Raw genomic sequence first — 26,989 nt, 5'->3', positions numbered from 1 at the left:
GATTTTTCCTACATAAACAGGTTCTCCTATCCGAAGAACCTGTTTTCATCAAATTTATTTTTACACAAATAAAACCTTTCTTTGTGCCCCTTCTAAAATCCCTTCTTGCATTTGTTGTATGAATCGATAGACTTTGTCTCTTTGTAAAGTAGCTCGTTCTGCACCACCGTATTCACATAACAGCAGCATCAGCTCAAGTTTATCTTCTCTTTCCATCAAGGAATCTTGTTTCATATGCTCTACAAACGAGTTTGTACCTGTAACATATTCAATTTTTGTTTGTGAAAACACATTCATAACGCTTTTTTTCATATGGTACCGAACTGTACCTTCTTCCTTCATTTCTTTCACAATACTTTTAAATATATCATTTGTTATTTTCGTCTTTTCGGCAAAATAATGCATCCATTCTTTACACGTACGTCCTCGCTTCTGCTTCACATATTCCATAAGATGTTTTACATACCCACGATTACTAGTTTTTTCTTTGATGATTTCTAATTCTTCTTTATGGTTAAGCTGTAAATACCCTTTGTTAAGTAACTCCATACATAATATACCAATCGTATATAGCGGTAGACTAAATGTATAACGACTATTAATATTGATTGGTTCCTCTACCAAAGAGATACTAATAAAATTTTTTGTCATTTCCCCCACTTCCTGCATCTATACTCCCCCTCTATACTAAAATTCCCAACCCTAATTGTGTTAATATAGAATAAAGCGCTTTCTTTTATTATAAGTGTAATGTAACAATGGGAAAAGAATGCACTTTAAGGATAGAAAGTATCCTCTAGGATATGAAATGGAAGGTGAAAAACATGGGAAAAGACTTACGTGATGACGTATTACAAAAAATAAAGAGTAAAGAATTTCATTGCGCAAAAGAATTAACGTTATCTATTATAAGTGGCAAGTGGAAAATTGTTATTTTATATCGGCTAGGAATACATGGTCCAATGCGCTTTAGTGCTATTCAGCAACTTTTCCCAAAAATTACTCATAAAGTGTTAACCAAACAGTTACGTGAATTAGAAGATGATGGGGTCGTTACAAGAAAGGTCTATCCAGAAGTTCCACCTAAAGTTGAATATTCTTTAACAGAACTTGGTGAAAGCTTACAACCTATTTTACAAATGATGTATGACTGGGGAGAAAAAAGAATACAAGAATTAAAGCAGAAATCATAGTAAAATATTCTAACAAAAAAATGTCTGACCAAGCTCTACTTGATCAGACATTTTTTATAACATACTTATGAACATTTCAGGTCTGCCCCAATTCATTTGATTACAAACACTGCGCATCTTACTTTCATCAATTTCGTGCACACTTTCTTCTAATGAGCACGAAATGGGAACTTCACAATGAATTTCCGCTAATTGTAAGGATAGATTTAAATTCTCTAAATCATTTTCAATTTTTGTTCGCTGCGCTTTCGTCAACGATGAAATATTTTCTAATACCGCAGCTACTGTACCATATTCTTGAATTAATTTATAAGCCGTTTTTTCACCGATTCCTTTTACACCTGGATAATTATCACTTGTATCACCCATAAATGCTTTAGCGTGAACGATTTGCCAAGGCTCTACTCCTTTTTCTTCCATAATTTTTTCCGGGGTATAGTACTCATAATTTCCAACCCCTTTGCGAAGTAGCATGACTGTAACATTCGTATCAACAAGCTGCAATAAATCTGTATCGCCGGTTAATATATATACCTCTGCTTCACTGCAATACTTTTTCGCTAACGTTCCAATGCAGTCATCAGCTTCATACCCTTTCATACCGATGACAGGAATGGATAACTGTGCAGTCATTTCCTGAACTAAATCAAATTGCGGAATCAACTCTTCTGGAGGCGCTGCCCGATTTGCTTTATAATTTGAAAATGATTCTGTTCGGAATGTTGTACTGCCCATATCCCAGCACGTTACAATATGAGTGGGTTCAATCGTTTGCGCCGCCGTTAATAAATGTTTCATATAACCATGAATCCCATTTGTCGGAGTACCATCTTGTCGCTTCATAAATTGTCCGTATACACTTGTTGCATAAAAAGCACGAAATAATAATGCCATTCCATCAACTAACAATACTTTATTCATAATTCCTCTCCTACTAACAAAAAATAATAACCTCACGCTAACACGTAAGGTTATATCAAATAGATTACCATTCTACGTTTTTTCAACCCATTTATTATACAATGTTTTTTCATATTTAGCACCATTCGTAACTCAAGATGTTTGCATGCAACATGTATGAAGCAATCCAGGATACGTATTTTTACCTGTTGAAATAACAACTGCCTTCGCTGCACCACTTACCACTTTTGTTCCTTTAAAACATACATTTTCAAGTTGAAGTGGGTTGTAGTCTTTCATTCGTTTTAATGGAATAAAACGTTTGCGTTCGAGATAATAACAGCTTTCAAATTTCTCTACATTTGTTTCTTTTCCAGTTAACATAGATTCATCCACTAATAAATCATTTGCGTAAATAATGCGAACATCAGCTGGAACTGTATCACCTGCAGAAAGAAAAACGATATCTCCCGGAACAAGTTCTGTAACAGGAAGATTGATTCTTTTCGATTCTTGCTTCATCTCTCCTTCTACCCTAGAAACTGTAACTGTTTCCACATCACACTGCTCACGTTGTTTTGTCAAACTAGGAATCACTCCGCCTAGTTTCATGATTACATTTGTCAAAAGTGTACGTTTGGAAGAGAATTCATTTTTCCCGTACACATGGATACGCTTTTGTGCTTCTTTCATAGAAAGACCGTCTCTTGTTGTTTTAAAATAAACAAATACAGATTTCACGTCTCTTGTTGCGATTTCAATTAACAACTCTTTATTTTGTTGTAACAATATTTGTTCTTTCATTCCTTTTTTACTCTGTTTGTGAGAAGTGTTACCCACAAGTTTGTTTACATGTAACATATGCTCGTCTCCTCCTTTACAACATAGGAAGAAACGCTTTGTTTCTCAATTTACCCCACTTTAACAGTATCCCCTTTAAAGTGTTCCATATTTAGCTTACGATGCTCCAAAAGTGTCACCTTATGATTCCATATAGGGGGAGGAACAAGTCGTTTCCTACCTACATTATATATTTTTGCTTCCAAGTATATGGGTAACGGAACCGAGTCAGAGTTCGACATGCTCCTCACCTCCTCTTTCATTTTAATTACAATTCATACTATGAAAATTCTCATAGCACGTTAACAAAAAGACCTTTACTCAAAAACGAGTAAAGGCCATAACATACAGAAATAAACGATTTCTACTCCATATAGAAATCTACGAACCTCTCCCTCGCCGAGCTTTAGCACTGTATAGCATAGGTACATTACCAGCTACATTAAGAAAAACCTTAATTCGATCATTCCTGTTGACCCATTGGCGTCTCTCGACATTTTTGGGCAGTAGCATTTCTCTATACAGGAGCCTCACCTAACAGAGACTTTATTGCATTACATAGAAAATGTTACTCTGATTTAAAATAGATGTCAACACTTTCGGTTTAAAGTTTTTAAATTGCAACAAGTATTTCTTGGAAACTAGGAGCTTAATAGGTTAAACATCCAGCAATGACAATTCCGATGGACACGGATAAAAACATAAGGAAAAGGCCAACCGCCTGATTATCTTCTTCAATGCTTTGATTAATATTAAAACGAGGCGTTAACCATTCTGCTAAGTAGAACACAATGATTTGTGCCAATACACCAATTGCTCCCCATATAAGCATATCAAGCAATGAAACGGAATGAGCGGCCGTTGAATAAAGAACGATGGCGAGACCAAGAACTCTCCCTCCAAGCGCATAGCTCGCCGCTTTATTTCCTTTTGCCATAAGCGAAAATTCTTTCACTTTTGTCGTCACTTCCATAAGAAACAGACCGATGCATAAAAGACCTAACGAAACAACTAAATAAAGTAAAAAATTCGTCATGTATACTCCCCCTTTTTGATTCCTATAGGTAAATAATAAGATTCATTCCCTGTAATCTTTTCACCAGCACGTATCCCAATGCTACTTGGCTTCCCAGCAATTAAAAACGAACCAAATACATAGGACAAATCTTCTTTCCCTTTTGCAGTCTCAAGAGAAACAACTGGAAGTTCTATGTACTTTTGAAATACTGGTAGTTCTTTTTTATATGTTTGATATGTATTTTGCGTCATAATTTTCATGTCTTTATCACGAATTGTAACAGTGTCGCCTTCCCGGCCAAACGAAGGCTTTTGAACAAAGGCATCTTTTCCTAAAAATTCATCAGGCTCTAAGTATGTAGGAAGCATATATGTCTGAATCCACTCTTGTTCTTCCCTTGTATAAAAAGCCTCCTCCTCTGCTAACCCCCAAATTAAACTTTGAACGGATTTCGGCTGCATAAGAAAGGCCGAAATCGGATTAATAATCGAAAGCTTCCCTCTCTTCACAAGTTGCAATAACTCAATCCCAACAAAATCTCCAGTAATCGGGTCATGATCCTCAAGTAAGTCTTCAATTGGATACGTTTGCCGATATAAAACATCAATCGGAATACCGTCCGTATCAACTAAAGCTTCATCCGTAATTCTTAGCTCTGACATTGGTACGATTTTACTTTCCACTTGACATAATTCTCTCAAATATTGCGTTGTATTCCAATCTTCTATATGTTCATGATGAGCTGTAAATACTACATTTGGATTTGCAATTCCTTTCGCACTTTCCGTTACAGCTTTTGTTATCCCCGAAGAAAGAAGACGTTCTTGCTGCTTGTTTGGATCATAACAATCAAAGGCCTTACAAACTGCTCCATTTATTTGAAAACATTCCATAATAAAGGTCGGCGTATCGCTATTAAACTCCAGCATTTTTATTCCACCATCTGTCACAGCGAAATCAAAACGCGAAATAACAGATTCAGGAAACAAAGACCTCATTCTAATATAAGGTAGACTGGAAAGTGGAAATCCAAGTTCAAGAAGCTGTGCGTCAGATAACGTGCGAAGAAGTCTAGCAGTCTTAAAAAATATTTTTCCCATTCGCTCTGTCGCAAGTTGTAAATTCCGAACCGTTTCTTCCGTTATTTCAAAAAGATAAAACAAGCTATATTCCCCACCATATAAATCAGACCAAAAATGAGGGAATTTGGAATAAAATCGTTTTCTTTCCTTTCTATATAAGGACATTATTCACCCTCCAAATCCACCTTTTGTACCGCTACCAATCCCTCCTTTAAATTTGGAAGAAGCTTGATACGACTTAAACTTCGATGATTTTGTAAGAGTATCCTTATTACGATAATATTTCCCGCCATAATAATAAGCTCCACCATGGCTCGAGTAACCATCATTACATCGCCAAACCCCCATCTCATCATCCCACTTCCACTTCGAACAACTTTTATCCTTTGGTTTTGGTGGAAGATCTTGTGTACAACCTGATACAGTAGTTGCCATTAAAGAAGTAATTACACTTGATACTAACAATTTTGTTTTTGTCACCTTCCCACTCCCCTTTATAAATTATATTTTTATTATAAAAGAATTCATGATAAAGTAGAAGAAAAAGGAAGAGGGATGGAAATTGCGGTTAGAATATCGACTGAATAGTAAAGAGGAACAATATCCTGCCTTATGGAACTATATAAATATTCCTGTTTCGGAAGTCATCGCTAGAATGACCTGTGAGTATTTCGTGAAAGAAGGGGATACGTATGTTGTAACAGCAACCGCGATGGATCATGATGAAACAGCGGTCTTATACGTACAAAAAGAAGATTTTCTTAATGATCCCTTAGATCATACATATTCTCATATCGGTTTTGAAATTAGAGAGCTACAAGGGACGGACTCTATTTTACTTGAAAGTAAAGAGGTTTGGAATCATGAGGATATTTTAGCGATTCTCCACTCCGATATCATCTATATACAAAAAGATGAACAATTTATAGAATTTACATTAGACTCAAGAGAAATTGATGAAGACCGAAAATGCTATGTGTATTATGGAACTTTTAATAACGAACATCGATAAGCTTTCCAATTACCATAATAAAAACCTTACGCCTCAAACGTAAGGTTTTTTATATAGTCCCACATCTGCCGTTCTCTCTAGATGTCCATAAACCTGCTCTCACAGGTGGATGTCCTCACAAACGCTCCCAGTTTCCTTCTTAAAAAGACGGCCTACTGTTTACATTTAAATATTGAACTTCCTTATTATACTCATTGGTTTAAGACATACATAAGCTACGTACACCGTAGGAATTTTATATGATATGAGTTGAAATAAAACCCCCGCACGTGCCGTTCCTCCTAAATGTCCAAAAACCCGCTACTCGCAGGTGGATGCCCTCACAGTTACCATACATCTTCCTCCACAAGGAAGGCTTGATTATAATAACTAAATGTTGAGCTTCCTTATTACTAACATCGGTTTTAGACATAAATGAGTTACGCACACCGCAGGATGTGTTATTTACTTGTCGTTATCTTACCACATTACAAACAATGTGTAAAATATAATATTTATACAACAACTTCTTACTGTGACCTTATTTTAATACAAAATATTTTCGTATGCAAGAGTTTACTACTGTTCTTTTTCAATTTCGTTTTCTGGATAAGAAATCCAATCGCTCCAACTTCCGGCATATAATTTTACATTCTGAAAACCAGCTGTTTGTAACGCTAATATATTCGGACAAGCCGTTACGCCAGAGCCACAATACACGATGATTTCTTTCTCTTTATCGAGATGATGGAAGCGCTCTTCTTGTTCTTTTTGTTCTTTGAACTTACCTTCTTCTGTGATTCCTTCTTTCCAAAAATAGTTTTGTGCTGTTGGAATATGTCCAGCCTGAGAATCCACTTGCTCTTCTATACCAGCATACCGTTTTGGCTCTCGCGAATCAATTAATGTCATATCGGCATTGGTACGAATACTTTCTCTCACCTCTTCCATCGTTATAAGCATATTTTCTTGTACGTTTGGAATGAACTCTTTCCGCTTCACTTCAGTACATTCAGATTCTGTTGGTAAATTCCGTTCTTTCCATACAGGAAATCCTCCATTTAACACATATACTTTCTTATGCCCTGCATACGTTAACAGCCACCATAAACGTGAAGCCATCGCACCGCTTTGACTATCATATGCAACAACTGTCGTATTTTCATCAATGCCAGCTTGCGAAAGCTTTTCGGCAAACTCTTTCATATTAGGAAGCGGATGGCGCCCACCGTGCTTCGTTACAGGGCTCGATAAATCACGATTCAAATCAAAATATAATGCGTAAGGGATATGCTCTTGTTCATACTGCTGCCGGCCCCAATTTGGATTTGCTAAATCAAAACGGCAATCAATCACTCGAACATGTTCATCTTCTATATGATTACGTAACCATTCAACCGTGACAATCATGCTTAACGACCTTCTTTCTCTGACAAGCGCTTTACATACTCCATAACCATATTCGCTGTTACAATCTTACGCTGTGGTACGATACCTCGTTTAGCCAGTTCATTCATTTGTTTTGTGATCCTATTAATTGCATCTACCGAAAACTGCTTTCCACTTGACGCAAGTGCTACTACAGCATCAATTGCTGCTTCACGCTGCGCTTCTAATTGTAAAAAAGTCTTCACAATTTCATTTTGCTTACGAGAATGTGCTGTAATTGCTGTATGTACTTCCATCTTCACTACCCCCTAGATTTAATAAAGTGAAACTTTAATCAGTGGGGGGGGTTCTTCATCCCCCGCTGATTATGAGCCCTCACCAATCGAGCTGTTACGGGCAGCCCTACTTCCACCTATCTTCCTTGCTTCTTTCTGAATCTTGAGGCGGGAGTCTTACTGCCCTAAAATAGCGGGATAAACCACTACTTAAAGCGTCATTGTAAGCCGAATCATATCACGACATACAATTTCATTTTCAATAATCTCCTCTTCATAATGCTTTGAAAAGTAATCAAAATCAATCGAAACAATGCGAAAACCACATTTTTGATATAAAGCAAGCTGCGAAACGCTAGAATTTCCTGTCCCTATTTCAAGTGTATGCATATGATATTCTTTCGCTGTTTGAATAGCGTGGCATAACAATTGTTTACCAATTCCTCTCCCTTGCAGCTCATCTACAACAGCAAGGTTCATGATTTCCATTGTATATGGCCTTGTTTCCAGTAATACATATACACCTATTACGTTTTCTTCATCTTTTGCAACATAAATGCGACCACGTTTTACATATGAATCAATTTGTTGCTCACTCGGATCAGCAAGTAATAATAATGACCGAGGAGCATTTTCCTTTTGTATGCGTTCAATTACAATCGCTATAAAAATTCTCTCCTTTCTCTTGTTCTAAACCCTCCTTGTCTACCATAAGTAATACAAAGGAGGGATTCACCATGGACAACAATGAGAAAAAGTGCAACGTCATCTCAATTGATGCAAAGAAAAAGAAAAGTGAAACTTATTCCTATCCAAAATTAGTTATCGAAGGGAAAACATATGAATTTTCTTCATTCGTCTTATGCGGTGAAACACCGGATGGTAGACGTTTAGTATTAACTCATATGATTTCCACAGACGAGTTTGCCGGATTTGTAAAATCACTCGATACTGTTCTGCAGAAGAAAATTGAGCGAATCTTTTTTTCATAAAGATTATAAAATATGAATCTCTTTCTCAATCGCTATCAATTGTTCTTGTAATTGTTCCTTACTTGTTTCATATAGTGACACATCAATTGTTTCTGCTAAAGCAAATAATAGACTTGCGTAATACTGCTTCACATCTTCCTGCATAACATTTTGGGATAAGTTCCATTTCCTTTCCCATTCCTGTTTATAATGATTAACAAATAATTTTTCTTCATCCGCTACATATTGAGATACGAAAGGCTCAAGCGCTTCTTTCGTATCGCTTTGCATAGCTGCTTTATCATTTTTTTCAAAAAAGCTTTTCTCATTTTTAAAATGAGATAACGCCTTTTTAAAATGTTTCATTTCAATAGATGGAAATGGTTCTTGATGTGCTATCACTTGATATTCATACTCTGCTACTTCGCTCATTGAAATGAATTCATTTTCTTTTTGGCATGTCATTACAATCTCATCTCTTGCCCGCCCTATCGCTTCATCAATCCATTTCTCAAGACGTAGTGATGTTGCTCGCATTTCTTGTAATACATCATGTTGGATAAACGCAACTAATTCCATAAGACATTCTTGTAATTTCACCTTCACACTTCCATCTGTTCGAAGTGCTGCAGGATTAATAAATTCCGTAAACACATCGTTATAACGTAAAAATAAGCGTTGCTGTACATAATATAACAGCTCTTTTACTTCATTCTTCATTGCTTGTTCTTCTGCCAAAACACTATATGATGAAATCATATGAAGTAGCCGTGCTCGCTCTGCTTCATATTTTTTTATTTGCTTCTCTTTTTCATTATTCCCTTGTTTTGCCCCCTGTATCATATTTGTTAGCAGCTGATCTGCACTTTGCAGTGCTCTGTATAAAGAATGTATCGATACAAGCATAAGATCGTGCATCATAAATGATGTAAATGACTCTTCAAATTTAGAAATTCCCGAATCTTGTAAAACACCATACTGTTCTTTCGCAATAACGTCACCTTGTTTTTCTTTTAATGCACATAAGCTGGAAATCGCAAAGAGACGCGGATTACGAATACCATATTGTAAGAGTTGCTCTGCAATATAACCTTTTACCATTTCAAGCTCTTCTTCAGATTGTGCTAAATCTGCAGCATTGATTAAAAAGAACATTTTATCAAGAGCAAATGTATCTTTGACGCGACCAAGCTGAATGAGAAACTCCCGATCTGCTCTTGAGAACACATGATTATAGTATGTTACAAATAAAATCGCATCTGCATTTTTAATATATTGGAATGCCACATCTGTATGGCGAGCATTAATTGAATCTGCTCCTGGCGTATCAACTAAAGCCACCCCTTGTCTTGTTAACGCACAGTCGTAATAAAGCTCCATATATTCCACAAAACATGACTTTTCTTCATTCGCGACATAATCAGCAAATTCAGCTACTGTTACTTGCACTTTCTCTCCTAACTGATTGAAAACCGCCCTATATCCTCTTTGTACTGCCCGCAAGAAACTAAATGTTGTTTTCTGCTTTCCACTTGGTGATGGATACTGAATAATTGTCTCTATTTGTGACAGCGCTTCTTCCAACGTAGATATTTCATAATGAAACAGTTTATAAACAGCTTTCATATCTTCTAATAATGCCTGTTTTGATTTAAACTGAACAACTACCGTACCATGAGGTTTCTCCTTTGTAACCGGTAAAATTTGATTAATCGTCGCCGTTGTTGGATTTGGTGATACCGGAAGTACGTTTTCGCCAAGCAACGCATTGGCAAATGAAGATTTCCCTGCACTAAATGCTCCAAAAAGGGCAACGGTAAACTGCTTTGTTTCCACACGCTTTCTTTTTTCAAGCACCTCTTGATATAAATGCTGCAAAGTAGGAAGTGACTCTATTATCTTTTCTGCACCTTTTACCCGCTCTAATATGTGAGGAATATTTAATTTTGCTTCGCTCTTTCTTTCTTCCTCATTATAAGAAAGTCTTTCCGTTTTCACTTCTTGTTCTTGTAATGTGAACTTCTCATTTACAACTAACTTCTTCCCTTGCAATATTTCTTCTATTTGTAACCCATCTGGCACAGGGATGCGCTCTCTCCAAATGTCCTGTAAGTAGTTCTCGTATTTATCATATGCTGCCGCATATTGTAATTTCGTTTCTTTTGCAGTTTGTAATACGGTATATTGCTCCAGTTCTTCATCAAGATGAACCATTTCTTCTTTGATCTTTTCTTTCAATATACTCGTACTGCTCTCTAAAATTTGCCGCGCTTTCGCAAAATATCTTTTCTTAAGCTCATTTGCGACATCTTCTGTATAAAGAAGTAAATAATCCCCTGTAAAACCAGCTCCTTGCTTAATCGTTTCTGCTAACAATGCAGGAGAAAAATCAATTTCCAATTCATATATGGATTTCCCTGTATTTTCTGTAAATAACTCCTTTTCTTTTAAGAAAGAGACGATAAATTCTTTCACGTGAAAATCAATTTGTGTTTCCACAGCCTTTTTCAGAGCAGAATAAAATGCTTCCAATCGCCTTTGTTTCTCTTGCTCTGTTTTTCCTTTTGCAAATAGGAAACCCACTTTAAATTTCGTTAACTTTGTTTCTAAATATTGATTTGCTAATTCTCTCATTTCAAACGGCATTAAATACGCATTATCCAATATTCCTTGTAAGCCTTTTATAAATTCATTTCTTACATCGGATTCTTTATGAATTGCACGCTGTTTCTTTTCAAGAAGCATTTCCTTCTTTTCTTTCACTTCTGAAAGAGATAACGGCGAAGCTAATTCTTTTTCAAAAGGTTGAAGTTGCTTTTCATTTTCAGCAAGAATAGCAGAAAGGTGCTCTTGTAATAAATATTCTGTTTCTCTTTCCATCCCTTGTTTCACATGTTGGTCGCGCTCTTTCATAATAGAAAATAGTAAACGCTCTAAACTTTGAATTTCATTATGCGGATGGTTCATCATTCGCAATGAAGTGTAAAAGATACCATCTACTTGAATATCCCAATTTAAAAATGATTGTTTCACGCTTTGCTTATACTCTGCAAATGACAATTCATTTTCTTTATGCTTATCAATTTGATTCACAACAAGATACACCGTTTTGTTGCGCTGCTTTAGCTCTTTCACAAATTGTAAGTTCACTTCAGACTGCACATGATTATAATCCATCATATAAAAAATAACATCCGCAAGATGCAGTGTAGATTCGGTCGCTAGTTGATGCGCATCATCTGTTGAATCAATTCCAGGAGTATCAACAAGCATAACACCATCAGGAATCGGTGCATCATTTCGGTAAATATGTACACCGATAATTTCATCCCCATTTTTACAGAGCTGTTTTAACTCTTCTGCTGAATATGCACCACTATATTCATAATGCTCCCCTGATTTTAATGTAACAATAACTCGATCCAGTCCTTTTTCAATTTTAACGACATTTGCGCTAGTTGGAATTGGACTTGTTGGCAATAACTGTGCTTTGTACAAGTAATTCATCATCGTCGATTTTCCAGCAGAAAAATGCCCACAAAAAGCAATCATCAACTGCTCTTCTTTATATTTTTGAATTACTTCAAACAACTTCAAGCTATTTTCTGTGTCACCATGCTTTTGCCATTCTTCATAAAAACAAACAAGTTTTTTCATACTGTTTGTCTGTACTATGTTTGTCATCCCCTTGTTCCCCTTTATTCCAAGATGTATATACCTTATTATCATACTAAATTTTCAGCATATTCTCATTAAAAATAAAAAAATCCCTTTCATTCTTTTTATAGGATGAAAGGGATTTTATATTAACTTTTTCATTTTGTTGCTCCGACTCCATTTAACACATACTTTGTTATGCCAATATATATAGCAACTGTGCCTGCAACAAATGCATATATCATTTCGCACACCAACCTTTTTGATAATGATTATCACTTTTGAATACATTTTATCATTAAAGAGAATCATTATCAATACATTTCTAAAAAAGAAAGCCCCTTTCTTCCAAGGGGCTTTGACCACCTGTTTTAAAGGAGTGAAAAAATTTGTTGTGCATCTTTATTATATCTCATCAAGCGCATCTTAGTAGCTTCAATAATTGGAAATTCCCGCTATGCCCTTTCCTGTCTATTTTGTATAATAAAAGGGATTTACTTGATAAGGAGGAGAATAATGGAACAAAATCTTTCGCAAGGTGAGAGGATTCATTCTATCGATATCATAAGAGGAATCGCTGTACTTGGTATTTTTCTTGTGAACTGGCCCGTTATTGCTGGTGTTGATTCTCGTGACATTACAGGAAGTTATGAAGGAATAGACAGCTATATTCGCCTATTTTATGACATGTTTATTCAAACAAAATTTTATACTATTTTTTCATTTTTATTCGGATTAGGCTTTTTCATTTTTATGCAGCGCGCTGAAGCGAAAACAGATCATCCAAAAACATTATTCGTTCGTCGACTTCTCATTTTATTCTTATTCGGCTTCTTGCATTACGTCCTTTTATGGGATGGTGATATTTTACATAGTTATGCAATTGCGGGGTTTTTCTTATTATTATTTTACAAAAGACAACCACATACCATTTTAGTATGTTCATTGATTCTATTAGGTCTTTTCCAACTGTTTATGTTATTAGCTAGCATCATGATTGCTTTTGTACCAATAGAAGAACTAGCGTCTTCTCTACCCATTATGCCATTAGAAAATTGGAGCATACAAGTGCAAGATCGCTTTCATGCCTTTTATTCTGAATCCATTGGTTTAAACATTTCAATGCTTCCCGAAACAGTTGGTTTATTCTTACTCGGCTTATACGCTGGCAAAAAAGACATTTTCCGCCAAGCAAAAGAATTAGATTCCAAACTAAAAAAGTGGCAAATCATTATGTTTATCTTAACACTTCCGATGTGGTTCTTTATGATTCGTTACTTTGTAACAAAACAGCCTTATGAACCAATCTACATGAGTGGTTTTACAATGTTTAGTGGGAAAACCTTATTTATTTTTTATATCCTCACACTTATGCGTTTATTACAAAAGGAACAATGGCAAAAATTATTACAGCCTTTCCAATATGTAGGACGAATGGCACTAACAAGCTACATTTCACACACAGCAATTACATTGATTGTGTTCGGTCTATTTTTCAAAAATGATTTGCCGGTTCCATTATGGATAGGCCCGCTATTTTGTATTAGTTTTTATGCACTACAAATCTTTATTAGCCGCTGGTGGCTTTCTCACTATCTGTATGGCCCACTTGAATACATTTGGCGCCTTGGTACATATGGGAAATTGATGTCAATCAAAAAGAAAAGCAAGGTCTCTTCATGAGAACCTTGCTTTTGTTGATTTACATTTCTGTGACAGCACTTTTCATTGAAACTTGCTCTTCTTTTGTTTTCGCTCTGCGCTCCGGAATCATATGAAATACAATATTTAAAATAACCGCTGAAGCACTTCCAAGTACAATACCATTGTCTGTTAAAATACGAATACTTTCTGGAAATTGTGAGAATAACGTTGGAACGACTGTTACGCCAAGGCCAATTCCAACAGAACATGCCACGATAAGTAAGTTTTCTTGTTTTCCAAAATCAACATTGCTTAACATTTTAATTCCATATGCCATCACCATCCCAAACATTGCGAGCATTGCACCGCCAAGCACTGGCTTTGGAATAATCGTTGTAATGGCTGCAATTTTAGGGATAAATCCGAGCACAATTAACATACCACCACATACATAAATGATGATGCGATTTCGCACACCTGTTAATTGCACAAGACCGACGTTTTGTGAGTAAGTCGTATACGGAAAGGCATTAAAGATTCCACCTAAAATCATCGCCAATCCTTCAGCACGATACCCTTTTGTTAAATCTTTTTCGCCAATCTTTTTATTACATATATCAGATAAAGCAAAATATACCCCAGTTGCTTCCACTATCCCTACGCAAGCAACGAGAATCATCGTAATCATTGGAGTGAATGCAAATATAGGTGTTCCGAAATAAAAAGGCTGTATTCCATGAAACCAATCCGCTTCCCAAACAGCCTGCAGGCTTACTTTCCCCATTAAAGCTGCCATAATCGTTCCAAATAAAAGACCAAGTAAAATAGAAATGGAACGAATAAATCCATCAAAGAAACGATACATAATAACGATAAATAGTAGCACACCAAATGCTAACGCTAAATTTTCCAAACTTCCAAAGTCTTTACTCCCTGCACCACCAGCCATATCATTAATGGCTGCTGGAACTAACGTAACCCCAATTACCGTAACAACAGAACCTGTTACAACAGGTGGAAATAACTTTACTAGTTTGCCAAATAGTTTCGCAAAAATAACAACGAACAATCCAGCAGCAATAATTGCTCCATATATAGAAGAAACACCATACTGCTTACCGATTGCAATCATCGGTCCAACCGCTGTAAATGTACATCCAAGTACAACCGGGAGACCAATTCCAAAAAAACGATTTGATAATGCTTGTAAGATTGTAGCAACGCCGCACATTAATAAGTCAATAGAAACTAAATAAGTTAATTCTTTCTGACTTAGTCCAAGTCCTCCGCCAACAATAAGTGGAACAATAATAGCCCCAGCGTACATCGCAAGCATATGTTGCATACCGAGAGAAGCAATTTTAAATGGATGTTGCTTCATTGCTATCTCACCTCCGCAGTTTCATGTTGAACAAAGGTAACCGTACCATCTTCAAGCGATGCAATTTCTGCCAATGATTCTACGCGAACGCCTCTCTCACGCAGTTTCTTCCCTCCATCTTGAAATGCTTTTTCAATTACGATCCCAATTCCCGAAACGCTCGCTCCAGCTTGCTCTACTAAGCTCATGAGCCCTAAAGCCGCTTGCCCATTTGCTAAAAAGTCATCAATAATTAACACTCGATCATCTTCATGAATATGTTTTTTAGATAGTGAGATCTCATTTGTTTCTTGTTTTGTAAATGAATATACGTTTGCAACATACATATTCTCTTGTAACGTTAACGATTTACGCTTTCTTGCAAAGATTACTTTTACCCCAAGTTCTAAAGCCGCCATAACCGCTGGTGCAATCCCAGAAGATTCAATCGTCACGATTTTTGTAATTTTCTCTTCTTGAAAACGTTTTGCAAACTCTTTTCCGATTTCTTGCATAAGTACTGGATCAATTTGATGATTTAAAAATGCATCTACCTTCAATACATCACCAGATAAAACTTTTCCTTCACTTAAAATCTTTTCTTGTAATACTTTCATATTTGTTCCTCCTCTTATGCAAATAAAAAACCCCAAAAGCAGCCACCACTCGTTACAAGTGAGAGACGCGCTTTTGGAGCTTCGCGAAAAAAAGAATACGAAACAAGCAAATCTATTCGTCCTCACTCATAGTCGAAGTATTTACGGTACTTCGGTAGAAACTTGCAGGCCTTATTCCTGCGATTATATGAGTGTAGCTAACTTATTTATAGATGGATTATAACGCACTTTTTTTACTTTGAAAAGCATTTCTAAGAAAAACACGTACAAATATTATCGAAATATCTTTTTTGTTCGACTTTTAAAACCCTTTCACCTCCCTCTATATTTATAAAAAATTCTTTTTGAGTCACACATATTTATTTCTTGTAACATAAAGGGAAACTTTAATCAGTGGGGGGGTTCTTCATCCCCCGCTGATTATGAGCCTTCACCAATCGAGCTGTTACGGGTAGCCCTCCTCCCACCTATCTTCCTTGCTTCTCTCTGAATCTTGAGATGGGAGCCTTACTGCCCTCAAATAGCGGGATAAACACAAAATCATGGTATATCAGTGATTCGGCACATCGCCACTACGAATAAATAGAAACAAAGACCCAAATTTGTAAAAAGAGACCACCTAAAAGGAGACCACTTTATAATAAAAAGGAGGCTGTCACCTACTCTATACAGGTGATAGTCTCCTTTTCACTCTCAATATTTTGATAAAATACGTGTTATGTTTTCAAAGCAGTCCCTTTGGGTTCTTCATTTTTTTAGTTCATAAATCTCTTTATATTTTGTTTCTAAATAGTCCGCTAAATAATTCGCATTTAGCCCCTCACCAGTTACATCCTCTAATATTTGTAATGGTTTTTTCATTTTACCATATTGGTGAATATTTTTTGTCAGCCATTCGCGAATTGGTGTGATATTCCCTTCTTCTAATAATGCATCGAAGTTCGGAATATCTTCTAACATCTTATGTTTAAATTGTGCGGCGTACATGTAACCAAGTGCATAAGATGGGAAATAGCCAAACGATCCATCTGCCCAATGGATATCTTGCAATACTCCTTGTGCATCTGTTTCTGGACGAATGCCTAAATAGCTCTCCATTTTATCATTCCATGCTTTTGGTAAATCTTTTACTTCCAACGTTCCGTCAAATAATTCTTTTTCTAACTCATAGCGAACCATAATATGTAATGGATACGTTAATTCATCTGCCTCAATGCGGATAAAGGAAGGCTTTGATTCATTGATTGCATCATAAAATTCATCTACTGACACATTTTCAAATTGTCCCTCACTAAATTGCTTCAATAATTCATAATTGTTCTTCCAGAAAGATTTATGACGCCCAATAAAGTTTTCAAAAAATAGCGATTGTGATTCATGAATCCCCATTGAAGTACCACTGCAAAGCGGTGTTCCTTCTAAATCCTCGGAAATATTTTGTTCATATACAGCATGCCCACATTCATGAATTGTTCCAAACACAGCCGTTCGGAAGTCATTCTCATCATAACGAGTCGTAATGCGAACATCGCCTCTATTTAATGTAATTTCAAATGGATGAATCGTTTCATCTAAACGCCCAGCTTCAAAGTTATAATTTAATTGTTTTAATACTTCTAAAGTAAAATTCTTTTGTTGCTCCTTTGGAAAATGCTTAAATAATACATCTGTTTTTAATGTTTTATGAGACGCTGAAATGTCTTTCACAAGCGGTACAATTCGCTCACGTAATTGTCCAAATACATGGTCTAATATTTCTACTGTTACACCCGGTTCATACATATCTAACAACGTATTATATTTATACGTATCATAACCCCAATATGTAATAAATTTCTTCTTATATGCAACAATTTTTTCTAAATATGGTCTGAACATTTCAAAATCAGACTTTTCACGTGCTTCCCCCCAAACACTTTCTGATTTTGCTTGTAATTTTACAAACTCTTCATACTCAGCTTGTGGAATTTTTTTATTTTGGTCATACTTTTTGCGACACTCTTCTACAATTTTTTTCGTTGTTTCGGAAATTGTATTCTCTGCAATTCGTTGTTCTAATACTGTTAAATATCTCTCCATCTCATCAGAAGTTGATAAAGAAAAGACTTCTGACGAAAGCATTCCGATGACTTCAGAGCGCTGATCTACCCCTTGTTTTGGAGCGCCTGTACGCAAGTCCCAAAATATTAAATTAAGTGCTTCGCCATAATTATTTATCTTTTTCACATATGCTAAAAATTCTTTTTCTAATTCATGTGTAGCGATTTTCATATCTCATTCCCTCCTTTTTCTATCTCCCCTTTATTTCGACATAAATAGATAAATTCCTTTTCTCCCTATAGAAAAAAGCTTGGCATTGACCAAGCTTTTTTCGTTAGATCATTATTCCTTCTACTGGCAGTACTTTCTTTACAGCTTCGACAACCTTTTCATTCTCATTTTCAGACAAGAATAACGAAATCGCTCCTTTGTCCTCACTTGTACGAATTAAGCGTCCAATTCCTTGACGAAGTCGTAAAATCATATATGGTACATCTACGTTCCAAAATGAATCATTTACATGTTTTCGTTTCGCTTCAAACACAGGGTCATTTGGAGGGAATGGAAGCGACCAAATAATGACATGTGATAATGATGAACCAGGAATATCTAACCCTTCCCATAAATGAACAGCACAAAGGACAGTCTCTTCTTCATTTTGGAAACGTGAAACGAGCTGACTAATTTCTTGATCTCCCTCATATAAGAACGGAATAGACATTTGTTCTTTGCTTACGTATTCTTTAAAGACAGCAAGCTCCTCAGTTGTTCGGAACAATACAAGTGTACGTCCATTGGTTTTTTGAATATTTTCAAGTATATATTGACACTTTCTTTCCCATGCATTTTCTTCATTATAGGATGGTAAATACACTTTCATTTGTTCTTCATAATCAAATGGAGAAGCAACCGAGAACGATAGATAATCTTTTATGCCGAGACTATTTGCGGTAAATGCAAATGAACCATTTTCAGATAATGTAGCAGAAGAGAAAATATACGGGATTTTTTTAGAGAATACTTTCTCTTGTAATACTTCTTCTACTGCACGTGGCATAATAACTAATGTAAATGTTCCATCCCCTTCTTCTCCCCACGTAATCGCATTTTTTTCATGCATGAAAAGACGAAGTGAATGTTCCAGTACATCTAAATGCTCGTCAACAATATTTAAATCATATGTATTGACTGTATACATTTCACTTTCAAATACCAATGCATCGCCGACTTCAGCAATTTTGGCATATAATCGTTTTGCTTCTGTAGTCACTTTTTCTGTTACCGTAATTTCCAAACGATCTGACCCTGGAATTTCTTGTTTATTCTCTTGTAAAACATCAAAGAAACGTTCTGTCTGCCAAATTGTTTCTTCTATTAAATGAGCAAATTCTTCACGAATATCATTTTGCAACAATCTTGTTAATAATTGTTCCATCATCGTTTGCTTTAATCGATACGTTAGTGCTTTTTGCGCTGCATATTCAACCAAATGTCCTTCATCAAAAACGACACAGCTACTTTCTGGTAGAAGCGGCATCTGTCCTTCACGCTTACGAGCATCATATGTCCAAATGTGGTCCATATAGAAATCTTGAGAACAAATAATTAAATCTGCTGCTTTACGGTAATGTTCACGAGAAAGCGTTTGACCGCAGCGATGGCGAGATTCACATGTGAAACAATCTTGGAAATAATCCCAAGATACTTTTGACCACTCTTCATCATTTAATAGCGGAAACTCTTTACGATCTCCATATGGTGTAAAATTTTGCATTGTTCCGTGATCAAATACAAATTGCGGCAATTCATAATATAAATCTTCAATTACTTCTGGAGCTCGTCCACTCATTACATCTTCTAGTTTACGTAAACATAAATAATTATCCATTGATTTTGCAAGTCTAACATCAACAGATAACCCTAACGCTTCTGATAACTTCGCGATGTCCCCTTCTTCTTTTACAAGCTGTTCAATTAGCGTTTCATCTGCACAAGCGATAATAGCCGGCTTTCCTGTATAACGTGCATAACAAATTGCATATAAAAGATATACAATTGTTTTCCCTGTTCCAACACCAGCCTCAGCAAACATAACCTTCTTCTCTTGAAACGCTCGTTCTAATTGAAACGCCATAAAAATTTGTTCATCGCGCTCTTCAAAACCTTTTTCTGGGAGGATATCGTAAAATACATCTCCAATCCACTCATTCAACTTATCATAAAAATTATCTTGTTTCCCTACTTCAAATGGTAATCTCTTCTTAGTAAACATGCTTAGCCTCCAACCAAAAAGTTTTTCTATAAAAAGATATAGCAACTGCTACTTATAAATAGCAGTTGCTTTCCCCTGTTGTAATACATAGAAATGCGTGAAAAAAGTTTTCCTTTATGTAAAGGAAAACTTTTTTTACTCTATTAATGACTTTAAATAACGCTTATCAATTAATGTTTCATATGATAACGCAGATAAATATTCTTCCTGTGCCTTTTGAATTTCATCTGCTGCTACACTTTGAAAATCAAGTTCTTTGCCGAGTTCATCATACGTACGATGAATCGCTTTTTGAATCATTGACAACTGGAACCCATCCATATCGATTCCTCCTTTTGCACATTACATAGTAGCCAGTATATGCGCAAAAAAGAGGTTTTATACTACGAATTACGAGGCGGACGTTTTCCGAAGTATTGGTAGTAATCTGTACGAATAAAGCCATTGAATAATTTACGCTTTTTCGACGCTTCTTGTCCATAACATTTTTCAAATGCCTCATAGCTTGTTAATACATATAAGGACCAAGTGTCTAACGGACGGAATACTTCTCCCATTTCTTTGTATAACTTTTCAACAAGTGCTTTTTCACTTAAACGTTCTCCGTATGGAGGATTCGTTACAACATAGCCATATTCCTCTTTTGTTGTAAAATCTTTTACTTGCATTTGTTTAAAGGAAATTAAATCGCCTAATCCAACTTCATCCGCATTATCTTGCGCGATTCTTATCATACGATGATCAATATCTGATCCGATAATTTGTAATGGCTGATCATAATTTGCTAAATCCTCTACTTCTTGACGCGCTTCTTTCCAATTTTGCTTACCAATCCAGTCCCATTCATCCGATGCAAAGTCTCGGTTAAATCCTGGTGCAATATTTTGTCCAATCAGCGCCGCTTCAATCGGAATTGTTCCAGAACCACAAAACGGATCAACGAATGGACGATCTGGTTTCCAATTTGTAAGTTTAATTAAGGATGCAGCTAACGTTTCTTTCAACGGTGCTTCTCCCTGATCAACACGATATCCGCGCTTGTGCAATCCGACACCACTTGTATCGATTGTTAACGTTGCAATATCTTTTAACATGGCAATCTCAATGCGGAATAAAGGACCATTCTCTTCAAACCAAGTTGTACGCTTATATGTTGATTTTAACTTTTCAACAACAGCTTTTTTGACGATACGTTGGCAATCTGGAACACTAAATAAAGTTGATTTCACAGATTTACCAATAACAGGGAATTCCCCGTTTTCAGGAATATAATCTCCCCAATTTAGAGCCTTTGTCTTCTCAAATAATTCATCAAACGTAGTTGCTTTAAATTCCCCCACTTTGATTTTGACACGATCAGCAGTACGCAACCATAAATTGGCACGACAAATTGCATTTACATCTGCTTCAAACGTTACTTTTCCGTTATCTACTTGGCACTCGTAGCCAAGATCACGAACTTCTCTTGCAACTAGAGCTTCAATTCCCATCGCTGCTGTTGCAATTAAAGTAACTTTTCCCATTTTCTATTCACCTCTTATGTATAATCAAACAATCATCACTCTATAAATGATTAAGTATGATAACGTATTGTTTTCTTTACCATTGTAACTCAAGCATCATTACTTCATACAAATAAAAAGCTCTCCTCTTTCAAAGGAGAGCTGAGTCATTACGTAATTGGTTCATAACGTTCTGTAAGCCATGTTCTGTTCCTTTGTACTACAAACGGCCCACGCCTCGTACTCCGGTGGTAATCATCTATCTACAGGTTACTCAAACCTGTCCTTTTCCATCGTTCATTTCCTTGGAAAAGATTCCCCTACCATTATTTGGGTTTCTCGCTCGTGGGGTTTACCTCGTTCCACTCCTATCATTTCTTCAAGGACTTCGTCACTGTGGCACTTTAAAGGTAGTCAAACCATATCCAAAAGGACTTAGGTTTTTTCCCTGCCGTTAAACCAGCCTCGCGGCCAGAATACCCTAGCTTATGAATTGGCTAGGCACGAACACTACGACCATCTCAGGTCGTGCGAGCATGGACTTTCCTCTACAACGTTTACGTTGCAGCGATTACCCAAACGCTATGACAAAGATTAGTATAGTGGAAACAAAAAGATTTTGCAATGCTTTTTTATATGTAAGATGTTTCAATCTTTTCCATTTCTACATTACTCGTATAATTTGCTTCCAAAAACAGCTTTTTCTAAATTAGATAAACGTTTCAAAATATCTGTATTTGTATTGCTATATACAGGTTGTGCAGCCGGTGTTGGAATCGTTTGTTGCGGAGCTTGTGCCGCAGCAAGTTTCTGCTCTTCTAATTCACGTTTCAAACGTGCGTTTTGCTGTTGCAATTGTTCCAGTTCCTTATGAAATACTTCATAATCTTTAATAATCATATCAAGAAACTTGTCGACCTCTTCTTGCTGATATCCTCTCATGCCTGTTTTAAATTCTTTTTCTAAAATATCTTTTGCCGTTAATTTAATTTTATCCGAAATCATTCTCTTCACCTCAAATTTTCACCAAAACTTTTATTAGCTAAATTTTTTCAGAAACAGTCACTTTTGTCAATCATATCTGCACAAGCAATCTTCTATATTACTCTGCATCATTCCACTGTTCTTCTTCTATTATATCTTGTAAATCAGAAAAAAGAATGAAATAGCTATGATAATTTTCTATTTCTTCTTTTTTCTTAGCCACCTCTACTATATATTTTGGACTTCCTGGTTTTTCTTCATCATATACAGCTAAAAGTGCGTCACTTTTGTCAATAAAAAATTGATTTTTTAATCGAAATTGCTCTGGGCTTTCATATCTTCTTTTTGTAATACTATCAACATGATCAGCTTGCTCTAAAATGAATTCATACCATTCTTTATTTTCTTCTTTCCAGTTTTCCTCTTGTGCTAAAAAAGGGGTAAACACAGCAAGTTTTAAATCGGGATATTCTAATTGTAAGTCAAACACAACTTCTGCAGCCCATAATTCAACCCCAAGTTGTCCACTAATCATCACCCATTCTAATCCTTCTTCCAAAAAGGCAAGAAATTTACGATGTAACGCTTTTTTTATATAAGTCACACCTGGGTGATCATTCTGAAATATTCCAAGTTCAAAAGGTTTATATCCTGTTACAGCTAAAACTTTCATATCAACACTCCAATAAAAAGAAAAGAACTAGCATCTCGCTAGTTCTAACATAACATTTACTTTTTAAATATTCCACCTACATTAGGGCCTGCGTTTGGGCCAAATGGTGATACATTAGGGCCTGCATTTGGACCAAACGGTGATACACTAGGGCCTGCATTTGGACCAAACGGTGATGCACTAGGGCCTACATTTGGACCAAATGGTGATACTTGATGAGGGTATCCATGGTGTCCACACCCTCCACCATGACCTGGGTCTTCAAATCCTGGATCTACAACATTTACATTTGAATGTGTTTGCGGGAAGAAATGTTGGTTTTTAATTTGTTGATGATGCACATGCGTTGTATGAGTTGGGTGAATATGTGGCACCACCGTTGTAGAAAAAGTGTGTGTTACACATTGTTTTGTTGGATGAACAACAGGAGGTGCTGTGCAAATAGGACCTGTTGGCTTATGCCCTCCAAAACAAGGATGACAATGACGCATAGTTTTTCTCTCCTCTCTCACTCAAAATCTAACTACACTTTACAATATGAGAAAAGAGTAAAAGCCGCTTGTTATATATACCTATTTCTTCAAAGGAAATTCGTCTAGATTATAAGTCATTAGATGAAGAGCTTGGCTTATTGTCACACGATTACTTTCCGAAGAACCCCCCAACTTGTTTTACAATTCCTGTAACTTGATTTACCGCATTCATCATTTGGCCTGCTGTATTCATCATTTTGTTCACATCATAATTTCCATCTGCTGTTTTAAATTGAGACACCAAACTAGAAAACTGACTCGGTTGCTGTTTCTGCTTGTTCATTTTTGGATATGGTTGAAAGGGCTGCTGCGGCGGATAAAACATAGATGGTTGTGAGTGCGGCGGTACGTAATACGGCATATTCATATAAGGTTGTTCATGCTGATTCATAAATGATACTTCAAATGGCTGATAATAATTTTGATTCCCATAATAAGGTGCGAAAGGATACATATTGTAGCGTAAATGCGGCGCTCCATTATGTTGATACGCGTTTGGCTGTGGGTTTGAATGAAACCCTTGATAAGTAGGTTGTTGAAACATGCATTCTCTCCCCCTTTATCTTCGTTTCTACCTTTAGAATATGTACCTACAAAATAAAAGGTGTTCTTATATAATTGTCTGTTTTTGTCGGAAGTTTAAATTTTTAAAAAAATAAAAAAGTAAACCCTTTCATGTTATGATATAAAAGAAGAAGATTCTCATGGGGGAGGAATCAACATGATATTAGGGGATTTAAAACAAGCGTTTTTACAAAAAAAGGGGTATTGTACAGAAAATATGAATGAATTGCTCGACTTTGCGCGACATTGTTATTTGGAAGGGAAAATCTGTATTTCAGAATATCGAGTGTTGATACGAGAATTGGAAACAAGTGGAGCAACAAGACCACGTCATAAAATTACAGAATCATAAAAAACACAAGAGGGATTCCCCTCTTGTTATTTACATAATTCCACAATAGTCTGTAACGTATATAAAATCGCCTGATGCGTTTCATAAAACCGTTTCCCTTTTCCTTTATTCACAAAGCATTGCAAAGCATTATTTTGTAAATTTTCGCACACTTGATCTATTTGTTGAAAATGGACATATTTAGGATGTTCTTCTTTTATCCATCTGTAAGCCAATTCTTTCCAAGCCCTCAACTCGTTATCTACCATATCCACAAACGGCTTCATATCGGTATAAAAATCATATTCTACCACTTCTCTTTTTTTAACAATTGTTTCATCGTTATACTCTATTAACTTTATTGAAGATTGCTTTAACGCTTGATCCTTCACTTTATCCCACCTTGCTTATGCACCTACGACAACGTTTTGAAACGTTTGGAGCCAATTTCCTTTCTCCTGATGATGCACTAATTTATCTTCCATATGTTGAATGTGCATTTCTGTTATTTCTACTTTCTTACATATATCCTCACGTCTGTCCTTTAAATCATGATTAATCCTAAGTGAAACTTTCATTTCCAGCAAATCAAGAGCACTTAACATTTGATCCATTTTCTTCATTACATTTTCCTTCTGAACCATCGCCATCTATAAAACGCCTCCTTATTTGCTTTCCCTTTGCCATGTAATTTCGACACCCCAGTTCTCACTCCTGCACGATTGACAAAACTAGTTGTGATTCGGCAAATAAAGTGAAACTTTCATTCGTATTTCTTCTTCATCCTTTAAAAATTAGAAAAGCTTGTATTCTGCATGTGTTTTATAGAAATGGTAACAATACAAATGGGAGGTGTTACTATGGCTAAAAATAAAAATGAAAAGAAGAAAAAACAAAGCAAACAGCAAAACAAACCTGAAACAGGAAATCCAAAATTAGATGGACCAAACTTCCCTGCTACATAAACAGGGGGCTGTTCATCCAAATTCGCTATTTCCTTCTAAAGTTCATCTTTTTTCACGCTGTTACAACAGCATTTTTTCATTCAATACGTAAAGAACGTAAGCTATATAATCGATCCCCGCACTTTCACAAAGGTGCGGGGCTTTTTTTATTATAACACGAAGCTGTTGAATCGTTTACGAAAGCTAATGAATGAAGCAATGTAATGAATCTTCCTTTGTTTCTTTAGAAACCATGTAGTAACATCAATCTTTTCCTGCGGCTCCTTAACTATAAAAAAATTCTCTACATTTGTATAAGAATGAAACCAATCTAATGGATCTTGTCGCGCCGGAGGGACAATAGAAAACACCTCCCTAAGTTGCGGTGTACGATATCCTTTCATTCCCTTGAAATATTGTTCATAATCTAATCTTGAGCCTGTAGGAATCGTATGCAAAGCAAAATCATAAAATAACTCCTTATACTTCGGATGAAATAATAGCCACGCTAACTTCTTACCAAGTTCAATACGTTTTTTTACATTTTCAAATCCAGTAACCGAAAAACCATATAAATCCCCTTCTAAAGTTGGAAAAACAACCGCGTTCAAATGAAATCTTTCTTGCATTTTAAAAAGTAATCGATCCAATACACGAGACTGAATATACCGATTTTCAATAACTGGTTTTTGAATTTTATTTTGCTCATTAATAATTAATGCTATCATTAACCGCTTTTTATTTCTTTCTCTCCAAAAACGATTCCATTCCTTTTCCATAAAAACAGATACATAAAAAGAAGGCAACAAATGAAAGAACGTTCTATTTCTTTTTTTACTCTCTTCATATAGTAATAACTGTGGATAAGCATCTAAAAAAATAAGGCAATTTGCTTTCTCATATGTAAGGAATAATTGTTGTCTCATCCCTTTAGATAGGATATTCGAGTAATTTTCTCCTTCTAAATCTGTCATATTCCAGCCAGCATTTCTCGAAACCATACTCGCTAAAAAAGACCACTCGACCTCTTTATTTCGCAAATAATATTGTTGATAAGCTCGTGTACGCGAAATGTTGTCCATATTTGCAATAGCAGTCTTTTCCTTAATATAGGTAATGAGTTGTTTCTCCTCTTTTGTAAACGAAACCATTTCTTCATCTCTTTTCCAATTCTTATCTTCACTTCCGTTACCTCTCATCCATTCACCG

At 35.9% G+C, this 26,989-nt stretch carries 28 protein-coding genes, 3 other RNA genes and 2 riboswitches; of the genes, 5 read left to right on the top strand and 26 right to left on the bottom strand.

Translation table 11 applies throughout. The features are described 5' to 3' along the window. Window positions 1-60: 60 nt before the first annotated feature. Complete coding sequence (locus MR059_RS01445; protein WP_087094729.1) at window positions 61-669, bottom strand: hypothetical protein; 609 nt, start codon at window positions 667-669, stop codon at window positions 61-63. 155 nt (window positions 670-824) lie between these two features. Between MR059_RS01445 and MR059_RS01440 the strand changes: the two genes are divergently transcribed. After that, window positions 825-1,193, top strand: coding sequence for a winged helix-turn-helix transcriptional regulator (locus MR059_RS01440; RefSeq protein WP_012093806.1), 369 nt, complete (start codon window positions 825-827; stop codon window positions 1,191-1,193). A gap of 54 nt (window positions 1,194-1,247) precedes the next feature. Here MR059_RS01440 and MR059_RS01435 read toward each other — a convergent pair whose 3' ends face one another. From MR059_RS01435 to MR059_RS01415, 5 genes are all read right to left on the bottom strand, one after another. Further along, the gene (locus tag MR059_RS01435; protein ID WP_012093805.1) at window positions 1,248-2,114 is read right to left on the bottom strand and encodes a 5'-3' exonuclease; all 867 of its coding nucleotides are present in this window, start codon (window positions 2,112-2,114) and stop codon (window positions 1,248-1,250) included. Window positions 2,115-2,246: 132 nt separating this feature from the next. Beyond that, entirely contained in the window at window positions 2,247-2,954 is a 708-nt protein-coding gene (locus tag MR059_RS01430; protein ID WP_012093804.1) for a P-type ATPase actuator domain-containing protein, read from the bottom strand. 364 nt (window positions 2,955-3,318) lie between these two features. Then, window positions 3,319-3,482: riboswitch (M-box (ykoK) riboswitch) on the bottom strand. A 100-nt stretch (window positions 3,483-3,582) separates the two neighbouring features. Further along, window positions 3,583-3,969, bottom strand: a complete 387-nt coding sequence (locus tag MR059_RS01425; RefSeq protein WP_012093803.1) for a DUF350 domain-containing protein — start codon at window positions 3,967-3,969, stop codon at window positions 3,583-3,585. Beyond that, the gene (locus MR059_RS01420) at window positions 3,966-5,198 is read right to left on the bottom strand and encodes a glutathionylspermidine synthase family protein (RefSeq protein WP_242161413.1); all 1,233 of its coding nucleotides are present in this window, start codon (window positions 5,196-5,198) and stop codon (window positions 3,966-3,968) included. The genes MR059_RS01425 and MR059_RS01420 overlap by 4 nt, the downstream gene beginning before the upstream one ends. Before the next feature lie 3 nt (window positions 5,199-5,201). Further along, the gene (locus MR059_RS01415) at window positions 5,202-5,513 is read right to left on the bottom strand and encodes a hypothetical protein (RefSeq protein WP_242161411.1); all 312 of its coding nucleotides are present in this window, start codon (window positions 5,511-5,513) and stop codon (window positions 5,202-5,204) included. 82 nt (window positions 5,514-5,595) lie between these two features. On the opposite strand from MR059_RS01415, the gene MR059_RS01410 reads away from it, so the two are divergent. Then, entirely contained in the window at window positions 5,596-6,045 is a 450-nt protein-coding gene (locus MR059_RS01410; RefSeq protein ID WP_242161409.1) for a hypothetical protein, read from the top strand. Between the two features lie 52 nt (window positions 6,046-6,097). Here the strand turns inward: MR059_RS01410 and ssrS (MR059_RS01405) are convergent. From ssrS (MR059_RS01405) to MR059_RS01385, 5 genes are all read right to left on the bottom strand, one after another. Further along, window positions 6,098-6,281, bottom strand: a non-coding RNA gene (gene ssrS / locus MR059_RS01405) — 6S RNA. 20 nt (window positions 6,282-6,301) lie between these two features. Beyond that, window positions 6,302-6,485, bottom strand: a non-coding RNA gene (gene ssrS, locus MR059_RS01400) — 6S RNA. 118 nt (window positions 6,486-6,603) lie between these two features. Continuing rightward, window positions 6,604-7,434 (bottom strand): sulfurtransferase, encoded by an 831-nt coding sequence (locus tag MR059_RS01395; protein ID WP_087094726.1) that lies wholly within the window; start codon window positions 7,432-7,434, stop codon window positions 6,604-6,606. A 2-nt stretch (window positions 7,435-7,436) separates the two neighbouring features. Further along, on the bottom strand, window positions 7,437-7,709 hold the full coding sequence (locus tag MR059_RS01390; protein ID WP_087094725.1) for a YpbS family protein: 273 nt from the start codon (window positions 7,707-7,709) through the stop codon (window positions 7,437-7,439). Window positions 7,710-7,898: 189 nt separating this feature from the next. Then, a complete protein-coding gene (locus tag MR059_RS01385) occupies window positions 7,899-8,354 on the bottom strand; it encodes a GNAT family N-acetyltransferase (protein WP_087094724.1) in 456 nt (151 codons plus the stop codon). A 71-nt stretch (window positions 8,355-8,425) separates the two neighbouring features. Here MR059_RS01385 and MR059_RS01380 point away from each other — a divergent pair, with 71 nt between their 5' ends. Then, complete coding sequence (locus MR059_RS01380) at window positions 8,426-8,680, top strand: DUF3931 domain-containing protein (RefSeq protein WP_012093796.1); 255 nt, start codon at window positions 8,426-8,428, stop codon at window positions 8,678-8,680. A 3-nt stretch (window positions 8,681-8,683) separates the two neighbouring features. Here MR059_RS01380 and MR059_RS01375 read toward each other — a convergent pair whose 3' ends face one another. Further along, window positions 8,684-12,343, bottom strand: a complete 3,660-nt coding sequence (locus MR059_RS01375; RefSeq protein WP_242161407.1) for a dynamin family protein — start codon at window positions 12,341-12,343, stop codon at window positions 8,684-8,686. Window positions 12,344-12,832: 489 nt separating this feature from the next. Here MR059_RS01375 and MR059_RS01370 point away from each other — a divergent pair, with 489 nt between their 5' ends. Beyond that, the gene (locus MR059_RS01370; RefSeq protein ID WP_242161405.1) at window positions 12,833-13,999 is read left to right on the top strand and encodes a DUF418 domain-containing protein; all 1,167 of its coding nucleotides are present in this window, start codon (window positions 12,833-12,835) and stop codon (window positions 13,997-13,999) included. A gap of 19 nt (window positions 14,000-14,018) precedes the next feature. On the opposite strand, the gene pbuX is transcribed toward MR059_RS01370, so the two are convergent. From pbuX to MR059_RS01315, 11 genes are all read right to left on the bottom strand, one after another. Then, window positions 14,019-15,341 carry a xanthine permease PbuX gene (gene pbuX, locus MR059_RS01365; protein WP_242161403.1) on the bottom strand — a complete coding sequence of 441 codons (1,323 nt, stop codon included), beginning with the start codon at window positions 15,339-15,341 and terminating at the stop codon, window positions 14,019-14,021. Between the two features lie 2 nt (window positions 15,342-15,343). Next, window positions 15,344-15,937 (bottom strand): xanthine phosphoribosyltransferase, encoded by a 594-nt coding sequence (locus tag MR059_RS01360; protein WP_012093792.1) that lies wholly within the window; start codon window positions 15,935-15,937, stop codon window positions 15,344-15,346. 109 nt (window positions 15,938-16,046) lie between these two features. Beyond that, a riboswitch (purine riboswitch) is annotated at window positions 16,047-16,148 on the bottom strand. A gap of 536 nt (window positions 16,149-16,684) precedes the next feature. Further along, on the bottom strand, window positions 16,685-18,208 hold the full coding sequence (locus MR059_RS01355) for a carboxypeptidase M32 (RefSeq protein WP_242161401.1): 1,524 nt from the start codon (window positions 18,206-18,208) through the stop codon (window positions 16,685-16,687). A gap of 103 nt (window positions 18,209-18,311) precedes the next feature. Beyond that, window positions 18,312-20,249, bottom strand: coding sequence for an ATP-dependent DNA helicase (locus tag MR059_RS01350; protein WP_048722607.1), 1,938 nt, complete (start codon window positions 20,247-20,249; stop codon window positions 18,312-18,314). A 135-nt stretch (window positions 20,250-20,384) separates the two neighbouring features. Next, the gene (locus MR059_RS01345; RefSeq protein WP_012093789.1) at window positions 20,385-20,570 is read right to left on the bottom strand and encodes a DUF3921 family protein; all 186 of its coding nucleotides are present in this window, start codon (window positions 20,568-20,570) and stop codon (window positions 20,385-20,387) included. Window positions 20,571-20,632: 62 nt separating this feature from the next. Beyond that, window positions 20,633-21,772, bottom strand: coding sequence for a THUMP domain-containing class I SAM-dependent RNA methyltransferase (locus MR059_RS01340; RefSeq protein ID WP_012093771.1), 1,140 nt, complete (start codon window positions 21,770-21,772; stop codon window positions 20,633-20,635). A 170-nt stretch (window positions 21,773-21,942) separates the two neighbouring features. After that, an RNA gene (gene rnpB, locus MR059_RS01335) (RNase P RNA component class B) lies at window positions 21,943-22,334 on the bottom strand. 86 nt (window positions 22,335-22,420) lie between these two features. Beyond that, window positions 22,421-22,756: a cell division regulator GpsB gene (gpsB, locus tag MR059_RS01330; protein WP_012093770.1), complete on the bottom strand. Its 336-nt coding sequence runs from the start codon at window positions 22,754-22,756 to the stop codon at window positions 22,421-22,423. A gap of 97 nt (window positions 22,757-22,853) precedes the next feature. Further along, a complete protein-coding gene (locus MR059_RS01325; RefSeq protein WP_012093769.1) occupies window positions 22,854-23,408 on the bottom strand; it encodes an SLOG family protein in 555 nt (184 codons plus the stop codon). Between the two features lie 56 nt (window positions 23,409-23,464). Then, a complete protein-coding gene (locus MR059_RS01320; protein WP_242161399.1) occupies window positions 23,465-23,899 on the bottom strand; it encodes a CotD family spore coat protein in 435 nt (144 codons plus the stop codon). 151 nt (window positions 23,900-24,050) lie between these two features. Then, window positions 24,051-24,485 (bottom strand): YppG family protein, encoded by a 435-nt coding sequence (locus tag MR059_RS01315; protein WP_242161397.1) that lies wholly within the window; start codon window positions 24,483-24,485, stop codon window positions 24,051-24,053. A gap of 177 nt (window positions 24,486-24,662) precedes the next feature. On the opposite strand from MR059_RS01315, the gene MR059_RS01310 reads away from it, so the two are divergent. Next, window positions 24,663-24,857 (top strand): YppF family protein, encoded by a 195-nt coding sequence (locus MR059_RS01310; RefSeq protein ID WP_012093766.1) that lies wholly within the window; start codon window positions 24,663-24,665, stop codon window positions 24,855-24,857. 26 nt (window positions 24,858-24,883) lie between these two features. Here MR059_RS01310 and MR059_RS01305 read toward each other — a convergent pair whose 3' ends face one another. From MR059_RS01305 to MR059_RS01295, 3 genes are all read right to left on the bottom strand, one after another. Further along, the gene (locus MR059_RS01305; RefSeq protein ID WP_012093765.1) at window positions 24,884-25,228 is read right to left on the bottom strand and encodes a YppE family protein; all 345 of its coding nucleotides are present in this window, start codon (window positions 25,226-25,228) and stop codon (window positions 24,884-24,886) included. A 15-nt stretch (window positions 25,229-25,243) separates the two neighbouring features. Then, complete coding sequence (locus tag MR059_RS01300) at window positions 25,244-25,486, bottom strand: hypothetical protein (RefSeq protein WP_012093764.1); 243 nt, start codon at window positions 25,484-25,486, stop codon at window positions 25,244-25,246. A gap of 464 nt (window positions 25,487-25,950) precedes the next feature. Then, complete coding sequence (locus MR059_RS01295) at window positions 25,951-26,979, bottom strand: DUF2515 domain-containing protein (RefSeq protein ID WP_242161395.1); 1,029 nt, start codon at window positions 26,977-26,979, stop codon at window positions 25,951-25,953. Between the last annotated feature and the right edge of the window lie 10 nt (window positions 26,980-26,989).

It is taken from the genome of Bacillus cereus group sp. BfR-BA-01522 (assembly GCF_022662635.1).
Classification (GTDB): domain Bacteria; phylum Bacillota; class Bacilli; order Bacillales; family Bacillaceae_G; genus Bacillus_A; species Bacillus_A cytotoxicus.
This window is presented reverse-complemented; position numbering and strand designations above follow the sequence as displayed.

Coding starts and splice junctions, on each gene's coding strand:
- MR059_RS01445 (WP_087094729.1), bottom strand. CDS start 669: ATGCAGGAAGTGGGGGAAATGACAAAAAATTTTATTAGTATCTCTTTG.
- MR059_RS01440 (WP_012093806.1), top strand. CDS start 825: ATGGGAAAAGACTTACGTGATGACGTATTACAAAAAATAAAGAGTAAA.
- MR059_RS01435 (WP_012093805.1), bottom strand. CDS start 2,114: ATGAATAAAGTATTGTTAGTTGATGGAATGGCATTATTATTTCGTGCT.
- MR059_RS01430 (WP_012093804.1), bottom strand. CDS start 2,954: ATGTTACATGTAAACAAACTTGTGGGTAACACTTCTCACAAACAGAGT.
- MR059_RS01425 (WP_012093803.1), bottom strand. CDS start 3,969: ATGACGAATTTTTTACTTTATTTAGTTGTTTCGTTAGGTCTTTTATGC.
- MR059_RS01420 (WP_242161413.1), bottom strand. CDS start 5,198: ATGTCCTTATATAGAAAGGAAAGAAAACGATTTTATTCCAAATTCCCT.
- MR059_RS01395 (WP_087094726.1), bottom strand. CDS start 7,434: ATGATTGTCACGGTTGAATGGTTACGTAATCATATAGAAGATGAACAT.
- MR059_RS01390 (WP_087094725.1), bottom strand. CDS start 7,709: ATGGAAGTACATACAGCAATTACAGCACATTCTCGTAAGCAAAATGAA.
- MR059_RS01380 (WP_012093796.1), top strand. CDS start 8,426: ATGGACAACAATGAGAAAAAGTGCAACGTCATCTCAATTGATGCAAAG.
- MR059_RS01375 (WP_242161407.1), bottom strand. CDS start 12,343: ATGACAAACATAGTACAGACAAACAGTATGAAAAAACTTGTTTGTTTT.
- MR059_RS01370 (WP_242161405.1), top strand. CDS start 12,833: ATGGAACAAAATCTTTCGCAAGGTGAGAGGATTCATTCTATCGATATC.
- pbuX (WP_242161403.1), bottom strand. CDS start 15,341: ATGAAGCAACATCCATTTAAAATTGCTTCTCTCGGTATGCAACATATG.
- MR059_RS01360 (WP_012093792.1), bottom strand. CDS start 15,937: ATGAAAGTATTACAAGAAAAGATTTTAAGTGAAGGAAAAGTTTTATCT.
- MR059_RS01355 (WP_242161401.1), bottom strand. CDS start 18,208: ATGAAAATCGCTACACATGAATTAGAAAAAGAATTTTTAGCATATGTG.
- MR059_RS01350 (WP_048722607.1), bottom strand. CDS start 20,249: ATGTTTACTAAGAAGAGATTACCATTTGAAGTAGGGAAACAAGATAAT.
- MR059_RS01345 (WP_012093789.1), bottom strand. CDS start 20,570: ATGGATGGGTTCCAGTTGTCAATGATTCAAAAAGCGATTCATCGTACG.
- MR059_RS01340 (WP_012093771.1), bottom strand. CDS start 21,772: ATGGGAAAAGTTACTTTAATTGCAACAGCAGCGATGGGAATTGAAGCT.
- gpsB (WP_012093770.1), bottom strand. CDS start 22,756: ATGATTTCGGATAAAATTAAATTAACGGCAAAAGATATTTTAGAAAAA.
- MR059_RS01325 (WP_012093769.1), bottom strand. CDS start 23,408: ATGAAAGTTTTAGCTGTAACAGGATATAAACCTTTTGAACTTGGAATA.
- MR059_RS01320 (WP_242161399.1), bottom strand. CDS start 23,899: ATGCGTCATTGTCATCCTTGTTTTGGAGGGCATAAGCCAACAGGTCCT.
- MR059_RS01315 (WP_242161397.1), bottom strand. CDS start 24,485: ATGTTTCAACAACCTACTTATCAAGGGTTTCATTCAAACCCACAGCCA.
- MR059_RS01310 (WP_012093766.1), top strand. CDS start 24,663: ATGATATTAGGGGATTTAAAACAAGCGTTTTTACAAAAAAAGGGGTAT.
- MR059_RS01300 (WP_012093764.1), bottom strand. CDS start 25,486: ATGGCGATGGTTCAGAAGGAAAATGTAATGAAGAAAATGGATCAAATG.
- MR059_RS01295 (WP_242161395.1), bottom strand. CDS start 26,979: ATGAGAGGTAACGGAAGTGAAGATAAGAATTGGAAAAGAGATGAAGAA.